Below are 18161 nucleotides of genomic sequence, written 5' to 3'. Positions count from 1 at the left end.
CTCGAGGCGCGAGCCAACGAAGCCGCCGCTATATAGTGATATCCTCCTGCAATGTCGACTCCTTCCAACCGTGCCCACAGGCTGCACCAAGGTCGCACTCCCGCGCGCCATCAGAAGGTCTCGACCCAAGGCCTCAACTCCATTTCCCAGGTCCAGGCGCTGCGGTGCTGGCGATGGATGGAGAGATAGGCCTCGGCGATGGCGTCCGGAGACAGCCGGCGATCCGGCGGTCCGGGCTCCTGTCCGGACGCAGCCGAGGCGATGGCGCCATCGATGATGAAATGGGCGACGTGGATGTTCTTCGGCGCCAGTTCACGGGCCATGGACTGGGCCAGCCCGCGCAAGCCGAATTTGGGCATCGCAAAACCGGCGGAGCCGGCGAAGCCCTTCACGCTTGCTGTCGCACCAGTGAAGAAGATCGAGCCAGTCCCTTGAGCAAGGAGCTGGCGCGCCGCTAGCTGGCCGACCAGGAACCCGCCATAGGCCCCAACCAGCAAAGCCTGCCGGACCGCCTCGGGATCGAGCTCGACTATCGGCCCGCGAGCGCGTCCGCTGGCGTTGAAAACCACCAGCGAGAGCGGGCCGGCCTTGTCGGCGACATCGAACAGATGCTCCACCGAAGCGGGATCGGAGACATCCGTTGCCACGGCCTGCGCGCCTGTCTCAGCCTGCAATGCACCGAGTTTCTCAATGTTTCGAGCGGCCAGAACGACGCTGAACCCTTCCTTGGCAAGGAGGCGCGCCAGCGAGGCGCTCAAGCCGGAGCCCGCACCGGCGATGACGGCGACATTGGATGTCATGAGACCTCTCCTTCCTTGTACGGATTGCGGTCGATGGCTGGCGAATGAACTGTGTTGAAGCTTGCCGGATCAGCGCGGCGGCGGCAACGCCGAGGCACCTGGAATTGCTCCAGAAAAATGGCCGGGCGCGAAACGGCCCGGCCAAAAAGAAGGTCATAACCTTCAGAGGGGAACACCGCTCAGTGAAATGGGAGGAAAACACCGAACGGATTTTTCTCTTTTGAACCGATTCTCGGACAGATACGACGGATGATTTTCTAAAGATTGGTCAGAATTGCGAAAATTCTGTTCCTTCTTCGCCAGGAAGCTCAACCAACCCGGCTTTCCCCTTCGAGCAGATCCGCATAATGGCGCCGCGCGACGTCGGGATGCGAGCGCAGCCGGCTTTTCAGCACATTGGTTCCGACATCGCGAAAGAGCGGATTGTCCGGATCGCTGGTCGGTCCGCGCGCCTGCGCCGCCAATTCCTCGGAAAGGCCAAGCAGCGGTATCGTCGCATCAAGCCTGGCGCTGAAGAAGAACGGCACCGAAATACGTTCGACGCCGGCGGGGGGCGTCACGACCCGATGCACGGTCGCTCGCAAATAGCCGTTGGAGGCCAGTTCGAGCAATTCGCCAATGTTGACGACGAGCGTGCCGGGAATGGGATCGACATCGACCCAGCTGCCGTCATAGTCGACCTGGAGTCCCTTGTTGTCATCCTGGAGCAGCAGCGTCAGGAAACCGCCATCCTTGTGCGCGCCCACGCCCTGGTCGCCGCCGGTTGCATCACGGCCGGGGTAGCGCACGATCTTCATGCGATGGTTGGGTTCCCCGCCATAGATCGGGTCGAAGGCGTCCTCGGGCTGATCGAGCGACAGAGCGAAGGCTTTCAGCAACCGGATCGCCACGGCCGTCACCTTGCTCTGCCAGGCAAGCAGCGCCGGCTTGAGATCCGGCAGCGCCGCGGGCCACTGGTTCGGTCCCTGCAGCCGCGTCCAGGCTGGAATTCCCGGCCCTTGCGCGATTGCATGGCGTTCGACGCCAATGTCGAGTTGCTCGCGCCAGTCCTCCTTGCCCTTGGTCAGTTCGCCGCCTGCGCGCGTATAGCCGCGAAACTGCGAGGATCTGACCATCTCGATTGCCAGCTTGTCGGCTTCCGGCAGGGCAAAGAAGTGACGCGATGCGGTGAGGACCTCGCTGATCTCCGCCCAGGAGATGCCATGTCCGGCCAGGTAGAAAAAGCCGATGTCGCGCGAAGCGGAGCGCAAGTCCACCAGAAATGTCCGGCGTTCCAACGCGCCCTGCTCAAGACGGCTCAAATCAAGCACAGGCACTATTCTGGGCATATCAGGCTCCTTTCCTGGCGCTTTCCGGGCGTTGTTTGAATTCACCACTTCGGAAAACCCAGCCGATTGGACATGCAGGCGCTTTTGCGCGACCATAGCCGCCATCAACGCGCGCAAGTCTCATCGACTTCGAATTGCCGGGAAAGAAACGATCGGCCCTTCGTCGCAGCCGCGACGAACAATTTTTCCATTCGGACGGGCAAGCTGATGATGATCGCGATCATGCCATGACAGACAGGCGCTGGGCGCGCCCAATCGTCCTCAACCCTCCTGGGCCGCCCTCAACAGCATGCCGAACAGGTCGCGCGGCTCATCGGGGTCGGCCAGCATGTCGAGTTCCTGGTAGAGGCCGGTCGACTTCAACTGGTCCCTGACATAGCGCAGCGCCGAAAAGTCCTCGATGGCGAAGCCGACGGAATCGAACAACGTGATCTGGCCGGCATCGCGCCTCCCTTGCACGGCGCCTGATATGACCTGCCAAAGTTCAGTAACCTCATGATCCGGTGCGAGTTGCTGGATCTCGCCTTCGATGCGGGTCTGCGGGGGATATTCGACGAAGATGTCGGAGCGCAGCAGGATATCGCGGTGCAGTTCGGTCTTGCCCGGGCAGTCGCCGCCGACCGCGTTGATGTGGACGCCGGAGCCGACCATGTTGTCGGTGAGAATGGTGGCATACTGCTTGTCGGCGGTGACCGTGGTGATGATGTCGGCGCCCTCGACCGCTTCCTGCGCGGTCGTGCAGGCGGTCATGTCAAAGCCGAGGCCGTCGAGGTTACGGATACATTTTTGCGTCGCCGAACGGTCGATGTCGTAAAGGCGGAGCTTGTCGACGCCGAGCAGCGCCTTGAAGGCCAGCGCCTGGAATTCGGCCTGGGCGCCATTGCCGATCAGCGCCATGCTGCGGGAGCCGGCTGGCGCCAGATGCTTTGCCGCGAGAGCCGACATCGCCGCCGTGCGCAGCGCGGTCAGGATGGTCATTTCCGACAAGAGTACCGGATAGCCGTTGTGGACATCGGCCAGCATGCCGAAGGCGGTGACCGTCTGGCGGCCCTCGCGCATGTTCTTGGGATGGCCGTTGACGTATTTGAAGCCATAGACCTCGCCGTCACTGGTCGGCATCAGTTCGATGACGCCCTCGGCGCTGTGCGAGGCGACACGCGGCGTCTTGTCGAAGAGGTCCCAGCGGCGGAAATCATCCTCGATATAGGCGGCAAGCTCGACGAGGAAGCGTTCAACGCCGATCTTCAGCACCAGCTTCATCATGTGGTCGACGCTGACGAACGGCACGATGTTGAGATTGGGGATCATTTTGCTTCCTTGCCGGCGTTCCGGTCAGTCCTTGCGATGCGCGTTGTGCGTCTTCATCATCGCGGCAAGCGCCGGGTCTTTCTCCTCCAGCGCGCTGATGGCTCCGCCGGTATCATGGAGGCGTTCATCCTGCCCCATCTTGAACTTGGCTTCGAGCCGCTCGATCGGCAGGTCGAAGCCGATGATGTGAGGTATGCGCCGTTCCATGCCGCCCGGACCGAGTTCGCGCATGCGCCAGCGGTCATCACGATCCTTTTCCAGCAAATCGACCAATTGCAGCAAATGCCGGGCAGTGGCGCGCTTATCGAGCGGCACCGGATTGCCATGGCAATGCACCACGGCAAAGTTCCAGGTCGGCGCGCTGTCGCGGACCGGGTTGCGCGGATACCAGGAGGACGAGATGTAGCCATGCGGCCCCTGGAAGACGGCAACCGTCTCCCTGCCCTGCGCAATCAGCTCGCTGTGCGGATTGGCCCTGGCGAGATGCGAGACCAGCGTTCCGTTTGCGCCCCGCGTGCGATCGAGCACGAACGGCAGATGCGAGACGACGAGCCCTTGCGGCCCTGATGTCACCACCGTTGCGAAAGCGGCCGCCTCGATCAGGCCGAACACGGCGTCGCGCGACAGCGGCGCGAATTCCGGCTTGCTGTACATGAGATCAGCTACGCTGGACCCGGACCGCCGGGATGAGGCCTTGCGGCCGCAACAGCAGCACGGCGATGACACCCGACAGCACGATGGCGTCGCGATAGGGCGCGATCGCCCCCGGCAGCGTCGCCTGCAGCAGCACCTCGATGATGCCGAGCAGGAAACCGCCTGCGACCGCACCCGGCAGGCTGCCGAGGCCACCGACGACGGCGGCGATGAAGGCTTTCAGCACCGGCGTGAAGCCCATCAGCGGATCGACCGAGGCGCGTTGCGCCACCCACAGCATGGCCGCCAACCCCGCCAGCAAGCCGGAGAGCAGGAAGGCGGTGGCGATGATGCGGCTGGCCGGAATGCCCATCAGGCGCACGACGTCGAAATCCTCCGCCGCTGCGCGCATCGCCGTGCCGGTCACCGAGCGGCGCAGGAAGACCTCCAGCGCAATCAGCGCCAGCGCCGAGACGACGATCGAGATGCTTGGACCGACGCCGATGGTGAAATCACCAAAGGAGAAGGCGCCGGTCATCCAGCCGGGCATGGCGACAGCCTGCGGCCGGGCCGAAATACCGTTCTGGAAGACAACTTTCAAAAGGCTGGACACGGCGAAACTGGTCAGCAGAAGACTGGTGACGCTGGCGCCACGCATAGGCCTGAAGGCGATGCGCTCCATGGCGACAGCGGCGAGTGCACCGCAGGACACGGCGACAAGCACGGCTACCGGAAAGGGAAGGCCGAGCACCAGCGAAGCCAGAAGCGCATAGCCCGACAGCGTCATCAGCTCGCCATGGGCGAAATTGATGAGACCAACGATGGAGAACACGATCGCCAGGCCGAGCGCCAGCAGCGCATAGACGCCGCCAAGGCTGACCGCATTGATGATCTGCTGCGCGACCATGCTTCTTAAGCTCCCAGATAGGCTTGGCGGACGAGGTCCGAAGAGGCGAGTTCTTTTGCCGTGCCCGACAACGCCACCTCGCCATTGGCAAGCACGACGGCACGATCGGCGATTTCCAGCGCCAGCGCCACATTCTGCTCGACCAGAAGGATGGTCAGGCCCTTGCGGCGCAGTTCGGCGATCAGGTCGAAGACGGTGTCGATCAGTTGCGGGGCAAGGCCGAGCGACGGCTCGTCGAGCAGGATCATGCGCGGTTTGCCCATCAAGGCGCGGGCGATGGCCAGCATCTGCTGCTCGCCGCCGGACAGGTTGCCGCCCTTGACGCGATGATAGCGACGCAGGATCGGGAACAGCTCCAGCATCTCCTCCTCGCGCACCCGCGCCTCGGCCGCCGGCTGATGCACCGCGCCGCCGAGACGCAGATTGTCGGCCACCGTCAGGCTGGCGAAGATGCGGCGGCCTTCGGGAACCAGCGCGACCCCCTTGCGGGCGATGGCCTCCGGAGCCAAGCCGGTGATGTCGGCCCCGTCGAACACCACCTTGCCGGACGCAGCCGGCACCAGCCCGGCGACGGCACCGAGCGTCGAGCTCTTGCCGGCGCCATTGGCGCCGACCAGCGCGATGATCTCGCCGCTGTCGACGGTGAGGTCGACACGGCGCACCGCCTCGACTTCGCCGTACCGGATTTTCAGGGCTTCGACGCTCAGCATGGCATCACGGCGCGGGAACGTCGGCGGCGGCGGGGATCAGGGTTTCGACATGCTTGCCCTCGCCGCCGTCGTAGCGCATCAGCGCCACGGGCCTGAGCGGCATGCGGTCGGTGCCGGCATAGGTGATCTTCCCGGTGATGCCTTCGAAATCCTTGAGGTTGGCGATGGCGTCGCGGATGGCCTTGGGATCGTCGGAGCCGGCGGTCTTGACCGCCTGGTCGAGGATCAGCCCGATCTCGTAACCATTGACCTCATAGGTCGATTCCGGCGCGTGGCCGGCATATTTGGTGAAGGCGGCGTTGAAGGCCTCGAGCTTGCTGGCCGGCTCGGCATAGCCGGCCGCGGTATAGACGACGCCGTCGACCAGCTTGCCCAGAGCCTTGATGGTCGGCGTACCGATAGCATCGGCGCCATAGACCGGGATGGTGACCCCGGCGCCACGCAATTGCTGGATGAAGGCCGGGAAATCCGGTTCATAGGCCGCCGTCATGATCAGGTCCGGCTTGTCGGCCAGGCCTTTGATGTTGGTGATCTCGGCGGAGAAGTCCGGCTGGCCCATTGTAAAGGTGCCGCGGCCGACGACGGCACCGCCCTTCTTCTCGAACACCTTGCCGAAATATTCAGGCAGGTTGGCGGTATAGGTGGAGTCCGGCGAGGTCAGCAGGAACACCTTCTTCTTGCCTTCGGAGACGGCGAAATCGGCTACCGCCGTCGCCTGCACATTGTCGGCCGGGTAGGTGCCGAACATGACGTCGCCGACCGCACCTGTGAGCACGGGGGCGGAGCCGCACAAGGTCAGGGTCGGAATGCCGAGCGGCTGGGTGAGCTGGCCGGCGGAGATCGAGGGATCGGCATCGCAGGGCGTGATCATGATCTTGGCGCCGGCGTCGATCAATTCCTGGGCGACGGTGGCGGTCTGCGCGGTGTCGGAGCGCGTGTCCTTGATCAGCAGCTTGACGGTGTATTTGCCGCCGAGCCCGCCCTTGGCGTTGAGCTCGTCAAGCGACATGCGCAAGCCGGCAAGGGCCGGCTGGTCGTAGGGGGCAAGGCCGCCGGTCTGCGCGGTCGCCGCACCGATGATGATCTCCTCGGCGCTCGCCGTCGAAATGGCGGCGATGCCGGACACCGCCGCGCACAAAGCAGCGCGGTGGAGGCGATAGAGGCTTGGCATGTCGGTTCTCCTTCTGGATTTGTTATCGTTGGCTGTCGTCGTTGCGGTCTATGCGGGCTGGTTTTCAGGTGTTGCGGTCTTGGCGCGCGCCGTGCGGCTGCCGAGATAGGCGGCGATGACGGCGGGGTTGTTCTGGACATCGGCCGGCGTGCCGTCGGCGATGACGCGACCGTGGTCGATGACGACGATGCGCTCGCACAGATTCATCACCAGCCGCATGTCGTGCTCGATCAGCACGACGCCGATGCGGCGCTCGGCGCGAACCGCCGACAGGATGGAAACGAGTTCGGCGGTCTCGACGGCGTTCATGCCGGCGGCAGGTTCGTCGAGCAGCAGGAAGCGCGGCTTCAGCGCCAGGGCGCGCGCCACTTCCAGCCGACGGCGCTGGCCATAGGCGAGCCGGGCCGCCGGCTGGTCGGCTGACTTCTCCAGGCCCATGCGGGACAGTTCGCGCATTGCGGCGGTCTCGGCGCGGCCGAGATCAGGTTCGACCTGGCGGGCCGCGACAACGACGTTTTCCAGCACGGTCATGTGCGGGAAGACGCGGATGTTCTGGAAGGTGCGGGCGATGCCCGATCGGGCAAACCGAAACGCCGAGGCCTGCCGCACCACGCCACCGACGGACACAGTTCCCGCACTGGGTTGCACATCGCCGGCCAGCATGTTGAGCAGCGTCGTCTTTCCAGCGCCGTTGGGTCCGATGATGCCGGTGATGCTGTCGGTCTCGAAGCTCAAGCTGACGTCATCGACAGCGACGACGCCGGCATAGCGGCGCGACAGATGGTCGGCCACCAGCCGGTCGGCACCAACCTGTTGTGGCACCGCGGCCGAAGCCATGTCCGCCTGGCGCCCAGATCGGCGCAGAAGGTTGAGCTCCCGCTCGCCGAAAAGGCCGGTAGGCCGGCGCCAGATGACCAGGATCATGGCGATGGCCAACACGCCCTGGGTCAAGCCGAAGAGAACAGGCAGATGCAGGCCGAGCACCTCGCCGCCGCCCTCGAAGCGGCGCACCACTTCGATCACCACGATGGTGACGATGACGCCGGCGAAGGCGCCGAGCGAGGAGGTCATGCCGCCGACGATCAGCATGGCGAGCATGGTGAAGCCGAGGTCGAAATAGAAGTCGCGTGGCGAAAACGCGCCGAGGAACTGCGCCATCATGGCGCCCGCGGCCATGGCGGCGACCACGCCCACCACCCAGGCGGCGAGCCGCGCCGTGCGCTGGTCGACGCCGACAGCGGCGGCGCCGCGCTCGTCATTGGCGGCGGCGCGGGCGGCAAGACCGAACGAGGTCTCGCGAAACAGCCTCGCCGCGATCAGCGCCACCGAGGCGATCGCCGCGGCGGTCCACAGCCCGACCTCTCGCGGCACACCGTAGAAGGGCTGGCTGCCTCGGGTGATCTCGCGCCCGGCGACCAGCAGCGTGTAGACGATGATCAGCATGGCGAGCGTGGCGATCGAGGCACTCGATCCGGTCAATCGAAGCAAGGGCGTGCCGGTCAGCAGGCCGATGACGACAGCCAGAACCAGGACGACGGCCAGCGCCGCGAAGAAGGAAAGTTGGTACCCGGCAAGGAATTCCGGCAGATCGCGCAGCGCCGTGCGCTGCAGCGCGCTCGGCATGGTGAGAATGCCGGTGGCGTAGGCGCCAAGGCCGACAAAGGCGGCCTGACCGAAAGAGACGATGCCGCTATTGCCGGAGAAAATCTGCAGCCCAAGCACGGCCGTCAGCATGATCGCGGCATAGGTGACGACGCGCTGCATGGCGGCGCCGCCGAAGATGAAGGCGGCAAGCGCTACCAAGAGCAGCACCGCCACCATGCACAAGGCATCGGCCGTGGCGTTGCGGAACGCGGTCGGCATGAAGCCGCGCGGCTTGCTCTCGCTCATCATCACCGCCGCCATCACGCGGCCTTGAAACGGCTGGGCGAAAACGGCGCCAGGATCGGCTGAGCGCCCTCGGTGACCAGTTTGGCGATTGCCTCGCCGACGGCTGGCCCGGTTTTGAAACCGTGGCCGGAGGACCCTGCCGAAACGACCAGACCTTCGACACCGGGCATGGCGCCGATGACCGGCAGGTCGTCGGGGCTCATATCGTAGAGCCCGGCATAGCCGGGGCGGATGCCAAGCTCGGCCATTGCGGGCACACGGGCAGCAAAGGTCTCCAGGATCTCGACCGATTCAGACTCTTCGACGCCTTCCATGTAGGTGTCGGGATTCTCGACGAAACGCGGACGGCCGGCGTGCTCGTGACGCAGGCCGGTGCCGCCGCCGGCCCAGGTGCCGGCCAGGATGACGCCGTCATTGTCGGGCCGTGCGTAGTTGCAGGAAATGTCATCGCACCAGGCGAACGGCATCACCTTGCGGGCCTGGCCGGCGGCGTCGAGCACGGCCATCGGATGGCGTTCGACATGCAGCGGCAGATCGAGGCTCGCCGTCGCCAGCAGGCGGCGCGTCCATGGGCCGGCGGCCAGCACGACCGTATCGGCCTCCAGCACCGTGCCATCGGTCAAGGTGACGCCGGTGATGCGGTCTCCCTGCCGCCGAAGGTTTTCGACAAGCGTGTTCTGCAGGATCTTCGCGCCGTTGGCACGGGCGGCGCGGGCGATGGCGTTGGTGGCGCCGAAGGCATCGGCGTAGCCATATTCGGGTTCCCACAGCGCCAGCGCGACATTGTCCAGCGCGAAACCAGGTGCTGCATCGGCGAAGGCCTGCGGCGACAAGGTCTCGATCCGCGCGCCCTCGCCGCGGATGCGTTCGGCCGCCGCCTTCCAGCCCGCCGCATTGTCCTTGCCGCAAACCCACATCATGCCGATTTCGGTGACGAAGGACCCCTCGCCCGCGATCTCGGGCAGCGACACCAGGATCTCGCGGCCACGGATGGAGAGCTGCGACAATTCCGGCATCAGGTAGAAGGCATGCAGCAGCGCCGAAGACTTGCCTGACGGACCGCCGGCGGGATGGGTCTGCTCGGCCAGCACGACATTCGCACCGGCCTTGGCCAGATGATAGGCGGTGCTCGATCCAACAATTCCAGCACCAACGACGATGACGTCGCTTCCGTTTCGCATGGCTGTTCCCCACAGTCTCTTGGCTGCTTTCCGACAAGGTAAGGCTACTCTTCCGACTATGTCAACATCTCTTCATTGTTGACCTGAATTAAAATCCCTGTAATAAACTCGACATAACGAGGCTAAGAGCCCAACACCTATTTCGGGGAGGCCAATGGCGATACGCGATGTTCTGATGCGCGGGGATCTGGCGCTGACGCCATCGGAGGAGAAGATCGTCCGGCTGCTGTTGACGGACTATCCGACCTCCGGCCTTGGCACCGCCTCGTCGCTCGCCCGACGTGCCGGCGTCAGCGATCCGACCGTAGTCAGGCTGGTGGTCAAGCTCGGCTATGAAGGCTTTCCGGACTTCCAGGCAAAGCTTCTGGCCGAAGTCGAGGCCAGGTTGCATTCACCGCTGTTGATGATGGAGGCAAAGCGGCAGAGCGGCTCCAGCGACAGCGCCGTGCTCGCCTATCTCGATTCCGTCACAGCGGCCCTGCAGAAGGCCACCGCCGCGACGCCGGTGCAGACCTATGAGAGGGCCGCCCGCCTTTTGATGGAGGCCAAGGGTGAGATCGTGCTGGTCGGCGGCCGGTTCAGCCGCCACATCGCCGGCATGCTGGCCGGATACCTCGTGCAGTTCCGCACCGGTGTCCGCGATCTCGGGGTGCTCTCCCCCAGGCATTCGACACGCTGGCCGACCTTGGCCGCCGTGACGTGCTCGTCGTCTTCGACTATCGCCGCTACCAGCTCGACGTGATGGCCTATGCAAGCCAGGCAGCGGCGCTCGATGTACGCATCCTGCTTTTCACCGACCAATGGCTGTCGCCGATATCGGATCTCGCCGAAGTCACGATCGTCAGCCCGCTCGAAGTCGCCTCGCCCTACGACACGCTGGCGCCGGCAATCGCACAGATGGAAGCGCTCACCGCCCACATCGTTTCGACGCTGGGCGACGACGCCCGGGCTCGCATCGAGAGGATCGAGAAAGTGCGGCACGCCAATGCGGTGACGCTCGACAGCGACCCGCAAGAGAACGGCGCACGCCAGGCAACCGGACCACGCAAGACACCCGGACCCAAATCACCAAAGCAGGACGACAAAGCATGACCCAAGCCCTACCCAAGCGAGACGAAGCCTTCCGTGCCGGCGAGACGGCGCTGCTGCTCGTCGACATGCAGCGCATCTGGCTGGAACCGGGCGCCGATCCCTCGCATCCGGAGCGCGGCCCCGACCATTATTTCTACCGCAAGACATCCTCGCAGACGATCCCCAACCAGGAGCGACTGCTGGCGGCGGCGCGCGCCAATGGCGTCGAAGTGCTGCACACCATCATCCAGAGCCTGACCGAAGACGGCCGCGATCGCTCGCTCGACCACAAGCTGACGCCGATCCACGTCGCGCCGAGCCTCCCCGAAGGCCTGCCGGTTGCATCGCTGGCGCCGGTCGGCGACGAGATCATGCTGCCGAAGACCTCGTCAGGCATCTTCAACTCGACCAATGTCGACTATCTCCTGAAGAACCTCGGCATCCGCTACCTCGTCGTGGTCGGCGTGCTCACCGACCAATGCGTCGACATGACCGTGCGCGATGGCGCCGACCGCGGCTACCTCGTCACCTGCGTGTCGGACGCCTGCGCCACGATCACCCAGGAGCGCCACGACATCGCGCTCAAGGCTTTCGGCGGCTATTGCTGGGTCACCGACACCGACACCGTCGTCGATCGTTTCAACGCCCTGGGAAAAAAGGCATGACATCGACCGTCGAGCCCCTCGTTGCCGTCGTCACCACGGATCTCTCCGCCGTCACGCGGGGCCGCTTCGTTGTCGAAAGCAGGCTTCAGAAGACCGCAACAACCGGTGTTGGCTGGCTGCAGGCCAATCTGTCGATGACGCCGTTCAATTCCATCGTCGATCCCAATCCCTGGGGGTCGTCGGGGGACTTGCGGCTGATCCCCGATCTCAAGGCGCGCTTCCGTACCGAACGGACCGGATCGGCGACGCCCTTCGACATGGTGGCCGGCGACATCGTAGAGCTCGACGGCAGCCCATGGCTCGGCTGCACGCGAACCATGCTCAGGGATGCGCTGGCGGAGCTGAAGGCAGCGACCGGCCTTTCCGTTATCGCCGCCTTCGAGCATGAGTTCCACATTGCCGGCGGCACCTTCGCGCCGGCGCACTCGATGTCCTTCGCCGCGCTGCGCCGCACCGATCCGTTCGCCCCCAATCTGATGGCTGCACTGGAGGAGGCGGGCGTCGGCCCCGAGGTGGTCATCGCCGAATTCGGCGACGAACAATTCGAAGTGACGCACGAGCCCGCCGATGCGCTCACGGCGGCCGACCGCGCTGTCGCCATCCGCGAGGTCACGCGCGAAGTGGCGCGCAATGCCGGCTGGCGCGTGAGCTTCGCGCCCAAGACAGCGCCAAATGCCGTCGGCAACGGTGTGCACATCCACTTTAGTTTCGTCGACGAGGCCGGCAAGCCGGTGACCTACGACGCGGCGCAACCTGGCGGCCTGTCCGCCAAGGCTGGCGCCTTCTGTGCCGGCGTGCTGCGTCACCTCCCGGCGATCACCGCCATGACGGCGTCGAGCGTGTCGTCCTTCTACCGGTTGAAGCCGCATAGCTGGAGTTCGTCCTACACCTGGCTCGCCGACCGCGACCGCGAGGCGTCGCTGCGCATCTGTCCGACGGTGACGATCGGCGGACGTGATCCCGCGCGGCAATACAATGTCGAATACCGGGCGGCCGACGCCACCGGCAACCCCTATTTGTCGCTGGCGGCGATCATCCGCGCCGGGCTGGAGGGACTGAAGGCGGATCTGCCATCGCCGCCGCTGGTCACCGGCGACCCAACCCTGATGAGCGAAGCGGAACGGGGAAAGCTCGGCCTGGTGCGGCTGCCGGAAACCTTGCCGGCGGCGCTGGACGCGCTTATCGCCGACAAGACCGTCACGGGGTGGTTCGCGCCTGTCTTCATCGAGACCTTTGTCGGGCTGAAGCGACATGAGGCCGAGCGTCTGGCCGGCCTCGACCCGGCTGCCATCTGCGATCTCTACCGGACGCTTTATTGATGACCGTGCAGACTGAAAAAGATTGGCCCGACGCCGTCGAGGTTCTCAACGAGCACGGCCGCTCGGACATTGTCCTGCTGTGCGAACATGCCTCCAACCACATGCCAGCCGAGTATCGGCAGCTCGGCCTCGATGCCAGCCATCTGCAACGCCACATCGCCTGGGATATCGGCGCCGCCGAGGTGACGCGCCTCTTGTCGGCACGGCTCGATGCGCCCGCTTTTCTCAGCGGCTATTCGCGGCTGCTGATCGACCTCAACCGGCCATTGGGCACGCCGGGCAGCATCCCGGTGCTGTCGGAGGATACCGGCATTCCCGGCAATGTCGGCATCGATGCAGCGGAACGGGGCCGACGTGCCAAGATCATGTTTTCGCCGTTCCATGACCGGGTGGCCGCGCATCTCGATCGACGGATGGCCGAAGGGCGGCCGACGCGCATCGTGACGATCCACTCCTTCACGCCGGTCTTCCTGGGCGTCGCCAGGCCATGGCATGCAGGTGTGCTGCATGAGCATGCCGCCGATCTCGCCGAAGCGATCCTTTCGGGCCTGCGCGCCGACACGACACTCAATGTCGCGGCCAACGTGCCCTATGTGATCAGCCGTGATGCCGATTACGCCGTGCCAATTCACGGCGACGATCGCGGCATCCCCGCCGTCCTTATCGAAATCCGGCAGGATCTGCTGGCAAACAGGGCCGGCATCGAGGAATGGGCGGACCGCCTTGCGGCGGCACTGCCGGCACACGAGACGGAGACGGTTTCGTGAGCAATATGAGCCTGCGCGAACGCGACGCCGCGACCATCGCGCAGATCGGCAAGCTGCGCTTCTCGCCGCTCAGCGTCGTCGGCGGCAAGGGCAACCGGCTGATCGAGGACGGCGGCCGTTCGTTGCTCGACCTCTCGGGATCAGCCGGTCCGGCGGTGCTCGGCTATGGCCATCCGGCTGTTGTCGAGGCGGTCGAGACCTCGGTCCGGAACATGGCGGGCGCCAGCCTGCTGCTCTATCCGAACGAGCCCGCCGTCTCGCTGGCTGAGCGGTTGCTCGCGATCACACCGGGAGAGGGAGAGCGGCGCGTCTGGTTCGGCCATTCCGGGTCGGACGCCAATGACTGCGCGGTGCGCGTGCTGCAGGCGGCCACCGGCCGTTCGCGCTTCATCTCCTTCATCGGCTCCTATCACGGCAACCTCTCCGGCTCGATGGGCATCAGCGGCCACACCGCCATGACACACACGCTGCCACGGCCGGGCGTGGTGCTGCTGCCCTACCCGGATCCGTTCCGGCCGAACTTCAGCGGCGAGGAGGTGCTTGCCCTGCTCGACTACCAGTTCGAGACCACCTGCCCACCGCACCAGGTCGCGGCCGTGTTCATCGAACCTCTGATGTCGGATGGCGGGCTGATCGTGCCGCCACCGGGGTTCCTGAAGGCGTTGCAGGAGCGCTGCCGCAAACACGGCATCAGGATCGTTGTCGACGAGGTCAAGGTCGGGCTCGCCCGCAGCGGCATGATGCACTGCTTCCGGCACGAAGGACTGACGCCGGACCTTGTCGTGTTCGGAAAGGGCATCGGCGGTGGGCTGCCGCTCTCGGCCGTGGTCGGGCCAAAGGAAATCATGGACCATGCGCCGGCCTTCGCCTTGCAGACCACCGCCGGCAATCCGGTGGCGACATCGGCAGGCAATGCGGTGCTGAAGACGATCGAGAGCGAAGGCCTGGTCGAACGCTCGGCGCGGATCGGCACGCTGTTCTCCGACGCGCTGGGGGCGCTTGGTGCAAAGCACGAGATCATCGGTGATGTGCGCGGCCGCGGCCTCGCCATCGGCGTCGACCTGGTCAAGGACCGCGTGACCCGCGAGCCGGTACCTGCCACGACCACGGCCAAGATCATTTATCGCGGCTATGAGCTGGGCGCGGCCTTCACCTATGTCGGGCTGAAGGCCAATGTGCTCGAATTCATGCCGCCCCTGACATTGACCGAGGACGAAGTGGCCGAGGGTGTGGCGATTGTCGACCAGGCGATCGCCGACGTGAACGCCGGCAAGGTCTCGGATGCGGCTGTCGCGTCCTTCATGATGTGGTGAGGGAGAAACGCGCGCTCCATCAATTTGCGCCGGCGGATCGATCCTATCTCTTGAGGCATGAACGGAAGAGCCACGACCTATCGCGCTGCGAAAGCCCGCGCCTCTAGCCGAGGCACGGGCTTTTCGTCACTGCAACGCGGCCGGCTCAGGCGGCGCGCTGGCTTTGCTTCGGCCGCAAGTTCTGGTTCATGCGGAACATGTTCAGCGGGTCATAGCGCTGCTTGATCTCCAGAAGCCGCTGGTAATTGCCGCCATAGGCCGCTTCGACCCGGTCGACCTCGTCCTCAGGCATGAAGTTCACATAAGCCGTGCCCGCAGCATACGGTTTGGCCGCCTCATAGAGGCTGCGCGCCCAACCGATGCAGGCCCTGTCCATCGCCGGTTCGCGCCAGCGGGCATGGACATTCATGACGAAGTGGGAGCTGCGTTGCGGAAACGCCGTTGCGTTCTGCGCCACACGGCCCGCCGCACCGCCGACATGACCGATGAATATCTCGCATTCCGGGCCAGGAAGCTCACGTATAGCTTCGGTGACGATCTCGGCTGCCCTGTCGGAAAGCTCGGTGAAGTCATGGCTCTTCCAGTAGTTGCGGGCGCCGGGGGTGAGCAATGGGTCGAATGCCTGCTGCCAGCCGGTGAACGGATTGGGGCCGACGACATCGGCAATCGGCGAGCCGATGGCGCGAAGCCTCTTCGTCGCCTTTTCACCTGCCTGGAGATCGCCGCAATAGCACATGGCCAGCACCAGAACATCCTTGCCATGCCACTCGGTCGGCAGGAAGGGCAGCGGCGGCGCTTGCCGCATGACCACCCAGCAGGTCAGTTCGTCGGGCGCCGTTTCGAGCGCGTCGCGGTACTCCTCCAGCACCTTCTCGGCATCGGCGAAAGGATGGACGACAAGCCCCGACAGAACCTGCGGACCCATCTGGTGAAGCTGAAACTCGAATGCCGTGACAATGCCGAAATTGCCGCCGCCGCCACGCAGCGCCCAGAACAGGTCCGGATTTTCCGTCTCGCTGGCGCGCAGCAACTTGCCGTCGGCGGTGACCACATCGGCGGAGACAAGATTGTCGATGGTCAGGCCGAATTTGCGAGTGATCCAGCCAAAGCCACCGCCCAGGGTCAGGCCTGATATGCCGGTGGTCGAATTGATACCTGTCGGCACCACCAGCCCAAAGGCCTGCGTTTCGCGGTCGACATCGGCAAGCGTAGCGCCAGGTCCGACCCATGCCCGCTGTGCGGCGGGATCGACCCGCACCGACTTCATCGGCGACAGATCGATCATCAGACCGCCGTCGCAGACGGCGCTGCCGGCAATGTTATGGCCGCCGCCACGCACGGAGACAAGAAGCCTGTTTTCCCTGGCGAAATTCACGGCACGGATGACGTCGGAGGCGCCGACACAACACACAATCAGCCCAGGCCGTCGGTCGACCGTGGCATTCCAGATGGTGCGGGCTTCGTTGTAGGTTGCGTCTCCCTGCTGAAGCAGTGTGCCGCGCAATTGTGCGGAAAGCACTTCGATGGCTGCGGCGTCGACTGTCGTCTTGCCGCGATCAAGCGTGGTGAGGCTCATGCTGTTCATGGTTTCCTCCCGATTTGCTTATGAGCCGTTCTCCTTCAAACGCCTTCAATTCTGCTCCCATATTAGATGTCGCGCAAGTTTATGCAGGCTTTGAGCCAGATGGTGGGCCGCCGCCAGCCTCGAGCGCAGCCCCATCGAACTGGCGAGACTGCGCGCTTGGCGGACGATGGCTGCGCCAACATCGAGGACGGAAAGATCGCGGCGATCCATGTCGTGCGCAATCCGACAAGCGCAGGCACTAGGCTTCGTGCTCGTCAAGCCAACCCGAACGTCTCCACGGCGCGCATGATGCCGCGCAGTTCGGCGAGGCCTTTCAGCCGGCCGATCAGCGAGTAGCCGGGATTGATCTTCTTCTTGCCGATATCGTCGGCCAGCAGGTGGCCATGGTCCGGCCGCATCGGGATGCGCCAGTCGGCGCGCCCTTCCTTGCGGCGGCGTGCCTCCTCCTGCATCAGAGCGAGGATGACCTGCGCCATGTCGGTGCCACCCTCGAGATGCTCGGCTTCGTAGAACGAGCCGTCTTCCTCGATGGTGATGTTGCGCAGATGGACGAAATGGATGCGGTCGGCGAATTCCTTGATCATGGCGACAATGTCGTTATCGGCGCGCGTTCCATAGGAGCCGGTGCAGAAGGTCAGGCCATTGGCCGGGCTGTCGACGGCGTCGAGGATGAAACGCGCATCCTGCGCGGTGGAGACGACGCGCGGCAAGCCGTAGAGCGAGAAGGGCGGGTCGTCGGGATGGATGCACATGCGTACCCCTTCCTCTTCCGCCACCGGAATGATCTCGCGCAGGAACCAGGCGAGGTTATCGCGCAACTCCTTCGGCCCGATCCCGTCATACTCGGCCAAGGCCGCGCGGAAACTGTCGCGATCATACTTGCGCTCGGTTGCCGGCAGGCCGGCGATGAGGTTGCGCTCGATCTGGTCGACCTGCTCCGATGTCAGCGCCTTCAGGCGCTTCTCGGCCTCGGCGATACGCGCCGGCGTATAGCTGGCCGCGCCGTCCTTGCGCTGCAGAACGAAAAGGTCATAGGCGGCAAAATCGATGGCATCGAAACGCAAGGCATAGCCGGTTGTCGGCAGGCGATACATGAGGTCGGTGCGCGTCCAGTCCACCACCGGCATGAAATTATAGCAGATCGTTTTGATGCCGGCCTTGGCAAGCGTGCGGATGCTGTCGCGGTAGTAGCCGACGTAGCGCTCGCGTTCGGGCGCGCCGATCTTGAAGGAATTGTGGACCGGGATGCTCTCGACGACAGACCATGTCAGCCCGGCGGCTTCGATGATGCGCTTGCGCTCGAGCACATCGGCTTCAGGCCAGGCCCTGCCATCATAGATGTGGTGAAGCGCCGAAACCACGCCGGTAGCGCCAGCCTGCCTGACATGCTCAAGCGTCACCGGATCATCCGGACCATACCAGCGCCAACACTGTTCCATTGCAACTTTCCTTTTTGCGAGAGACCGGCAACCTATTGTTTGACTCCGATGAGTGTCAAACTCAGAACCGGGTT

At 64.6% G+C, this 18161-nt stretch carries 15 protein-coding genes and 1 pseudogene; 5 read left to right on the top strand and 11 right to left on the bottom strand.

What is annotated here, in order from left to right; all coding sequences use genetic code 11:
• Positions 1–110 precede the first annotated feature (110 nt).
• The 9 genes from AC1VON_RS11735 to AC1VON_RS11695 form a co-directional block, all read right to left on the bottom strand.
• Positions 111–800, bottom strand: a complete 690-nt coding sequence (locus AC1VON_RS11735) for an SDR family NAD(P)-dependent oxidoreductase (RefSeq protein WP_483122291.1) — start codon at positions 798–800, stop codon at positions 111–113.
• A 308-nt stretch (positions 801–1108) separates the two neighbouring features.
• Entirely contained in the window at positions 1109–2128 is a 1020-nt protein-coding gene (locus AC1VON_RS11730) for an isopenicillin N synthase family dioxygenase (protein ID WP_483122289.1), read from the bottom strand.
• A gap of 261 nt (positions 2129–2389) precedes the next feature.
• Entirely contained in the window at positions 2390–3436 is a 1047-nt protein-coding gene (locus AC1VON_RS11725; protein WP_483122288.1) for an ornithine cyclodeaminase, read from the bottom strand.
• Between the two features lie 24 nt (positions 3437–3460).
• Entirely contained in the window at positions 3461–4090 is a 630-nt protein-coding gene (locus tag AC1VON_RS11720; RefSeq protein ID WP_483122286.1) for an FMN-binding negative transcriptional regulator, read from the bottom strand.
• A 4-nt stretch (positions 4091–4094) separates the two neighbouring features.
• Entirely contained in the window at positions 4095–4976 is an 882-nt protein-coding gene (locus tag AC1VON_RS11715) for a branched-chain amino acid ABC transporter permease (RefSeq protein ID WP_172352037.1), read from the bottom strand.
• Between the two features lie 5 nt (positions 4977–4981).
• Positions 4982–5686: an ABC transporter ATP-binding protein gene (locus AC1VON_RS11710; protein WP_483122281.1), complete on the bottom strand. Its 705-nt coding sequence runs from the start codon at positions 5684–5686 to the stop codon at positions 4982–4984.
• Between the two features lie 4 nt (positions 5687–5690).
• Positions 5691–6857 (bottom strand): ABC transporter substrate-binding protein, encoded by a 1167-nt coding sequence (locus tag AC1VON_RS11705; protein ID WP_483122279.1) that lies wholly within the window; start codon positions 6855–6857, stop codon positions 5691–5693.
• Between the two features lie 48 nt (positions 6858–6905).
• Complete coding sequence (locus AC1VON_RS11700; RefSeq protein WP_483122276.1) at positions 6906–8747, bottom strand: branched-chain amino acid ABC transporter ATP-binding protein/permease; 1842 nt, start codon at positions 8745–8747, stop codon at positions 6906–6908.
• 14 nt (positions 8748–8761) lie between these two features.
• Complete coding sequence (locus tag AC1VON_RS11695) at positions 8762–9928, bottom strand: NAD(P)/FAD-dependent oxidoreductase (RefSeq protein ID WP_483122274.1); 1167 nt, start codon at positions 9926–9928, stop codon at positions 8762–8764.
• Between the two features lie 154 nt (positions 9929–10082).
• Here AC1VON_RS11695 and AC1VON_RS11690 point away from each other — a divergent pair.
• The 5 genes and pseudogenes from AC1VON_RS11690 (at position 10083) to AC1VON_RS11670 (ending at position 15063) form a co-directional block, all read left to right on the top strand.
• Positions 10083–11020, top strand: a pseudogene (locus AC1VON_RS11690) (MurR/RpiR family transcriptional regulator).
• A complete protein-coding gene (locus AC1VON_RS11685) occupies positions 11017–11664 on the top strand; it encodes a cysteine hydrolase family protein (RefSeq protein ID WP_172352041.1) in 648 nt (215 codons plus the stop codon). The pseudogene AC1VON_RS11690 and the gene AC1VON_RS11685 overlap by 4 nt, the downstream one beginning before the upstream one ends.
• Entirely contained in the window at positions 11661–12983 is a 1323-nt protein-coding gene (locus tag AC1VON_RS11680) for a glutamine synthetase family protein (RefSeq protein WP_483122271.1), read from the top strand. The genes AC1VON_RS11685 and AC1VON_RS11680 overlap by 4 nt, the downstream gene beginning before the upstream one ends.
• Positions 12983–13750 (top strand): N-formylglutamate amidohydrolase, encoded by a 768-nt coding sequence (locus tag AC1VON_RS11675; protein ID WP_483122268.1) that lies wholly within the window; start codon positions 12983–12985, stop codon positions 13748–13750. The genes AC1VON_RS11680 and AC1VON_RS11675 overlap by 1 nt, the downstream gene beginning before the upstream one ends.
• A complete protein-coding gene (locus AC1VON_RS11670) occupies positions 13747–15063 on the top strand; it encodes an aspartate aminotransferase family protein (RefSeq protein WP_483122264.1) in 1317 nt (438 codons plus the stop codon). Before AC1VON_RS11675 ends, AC1VON_RS11670 begins: the two co-directional genes overlap by 4 nt.
• A 145-nt stretch (positions 15064–15208) precedes the next feature.
• On the opposite strand, the gene AC1VON_RS11665 is transcribed toward AC1VON_RS11670, so the two are convergent.
• Entirely contained in the window at positions 15209–16648 is a 1440-nt protein-coding gene (locus AC1VON_RS11665; RefSeq protein ID WP_483122261.1) for an FAD-binding oxidoreductase, read from the bottom strand.
• 254 nt (positions 16649–16902) lie between these two features.
• Entirely contained in the window at positions 16903–18087 is a 1185-nt protein-coding gene (uxuA, locus tag AC1VON_RS11660) for a mannonate dehydratase (RefSeq protein WP_483122259.1), read from the bottom strand.
• Positions 18088–18161: the final 74 nt, after the last annotated feature.

It is taken from the genome of Mesorhizobium sp. HAY1-8B, from assembly GCF_056868045.1.
The sequence above is the reverse complement of the archived record's forward strand: the minus strand, read 5'-3'. Positions and strand labels throughout refer to the sequence as shown.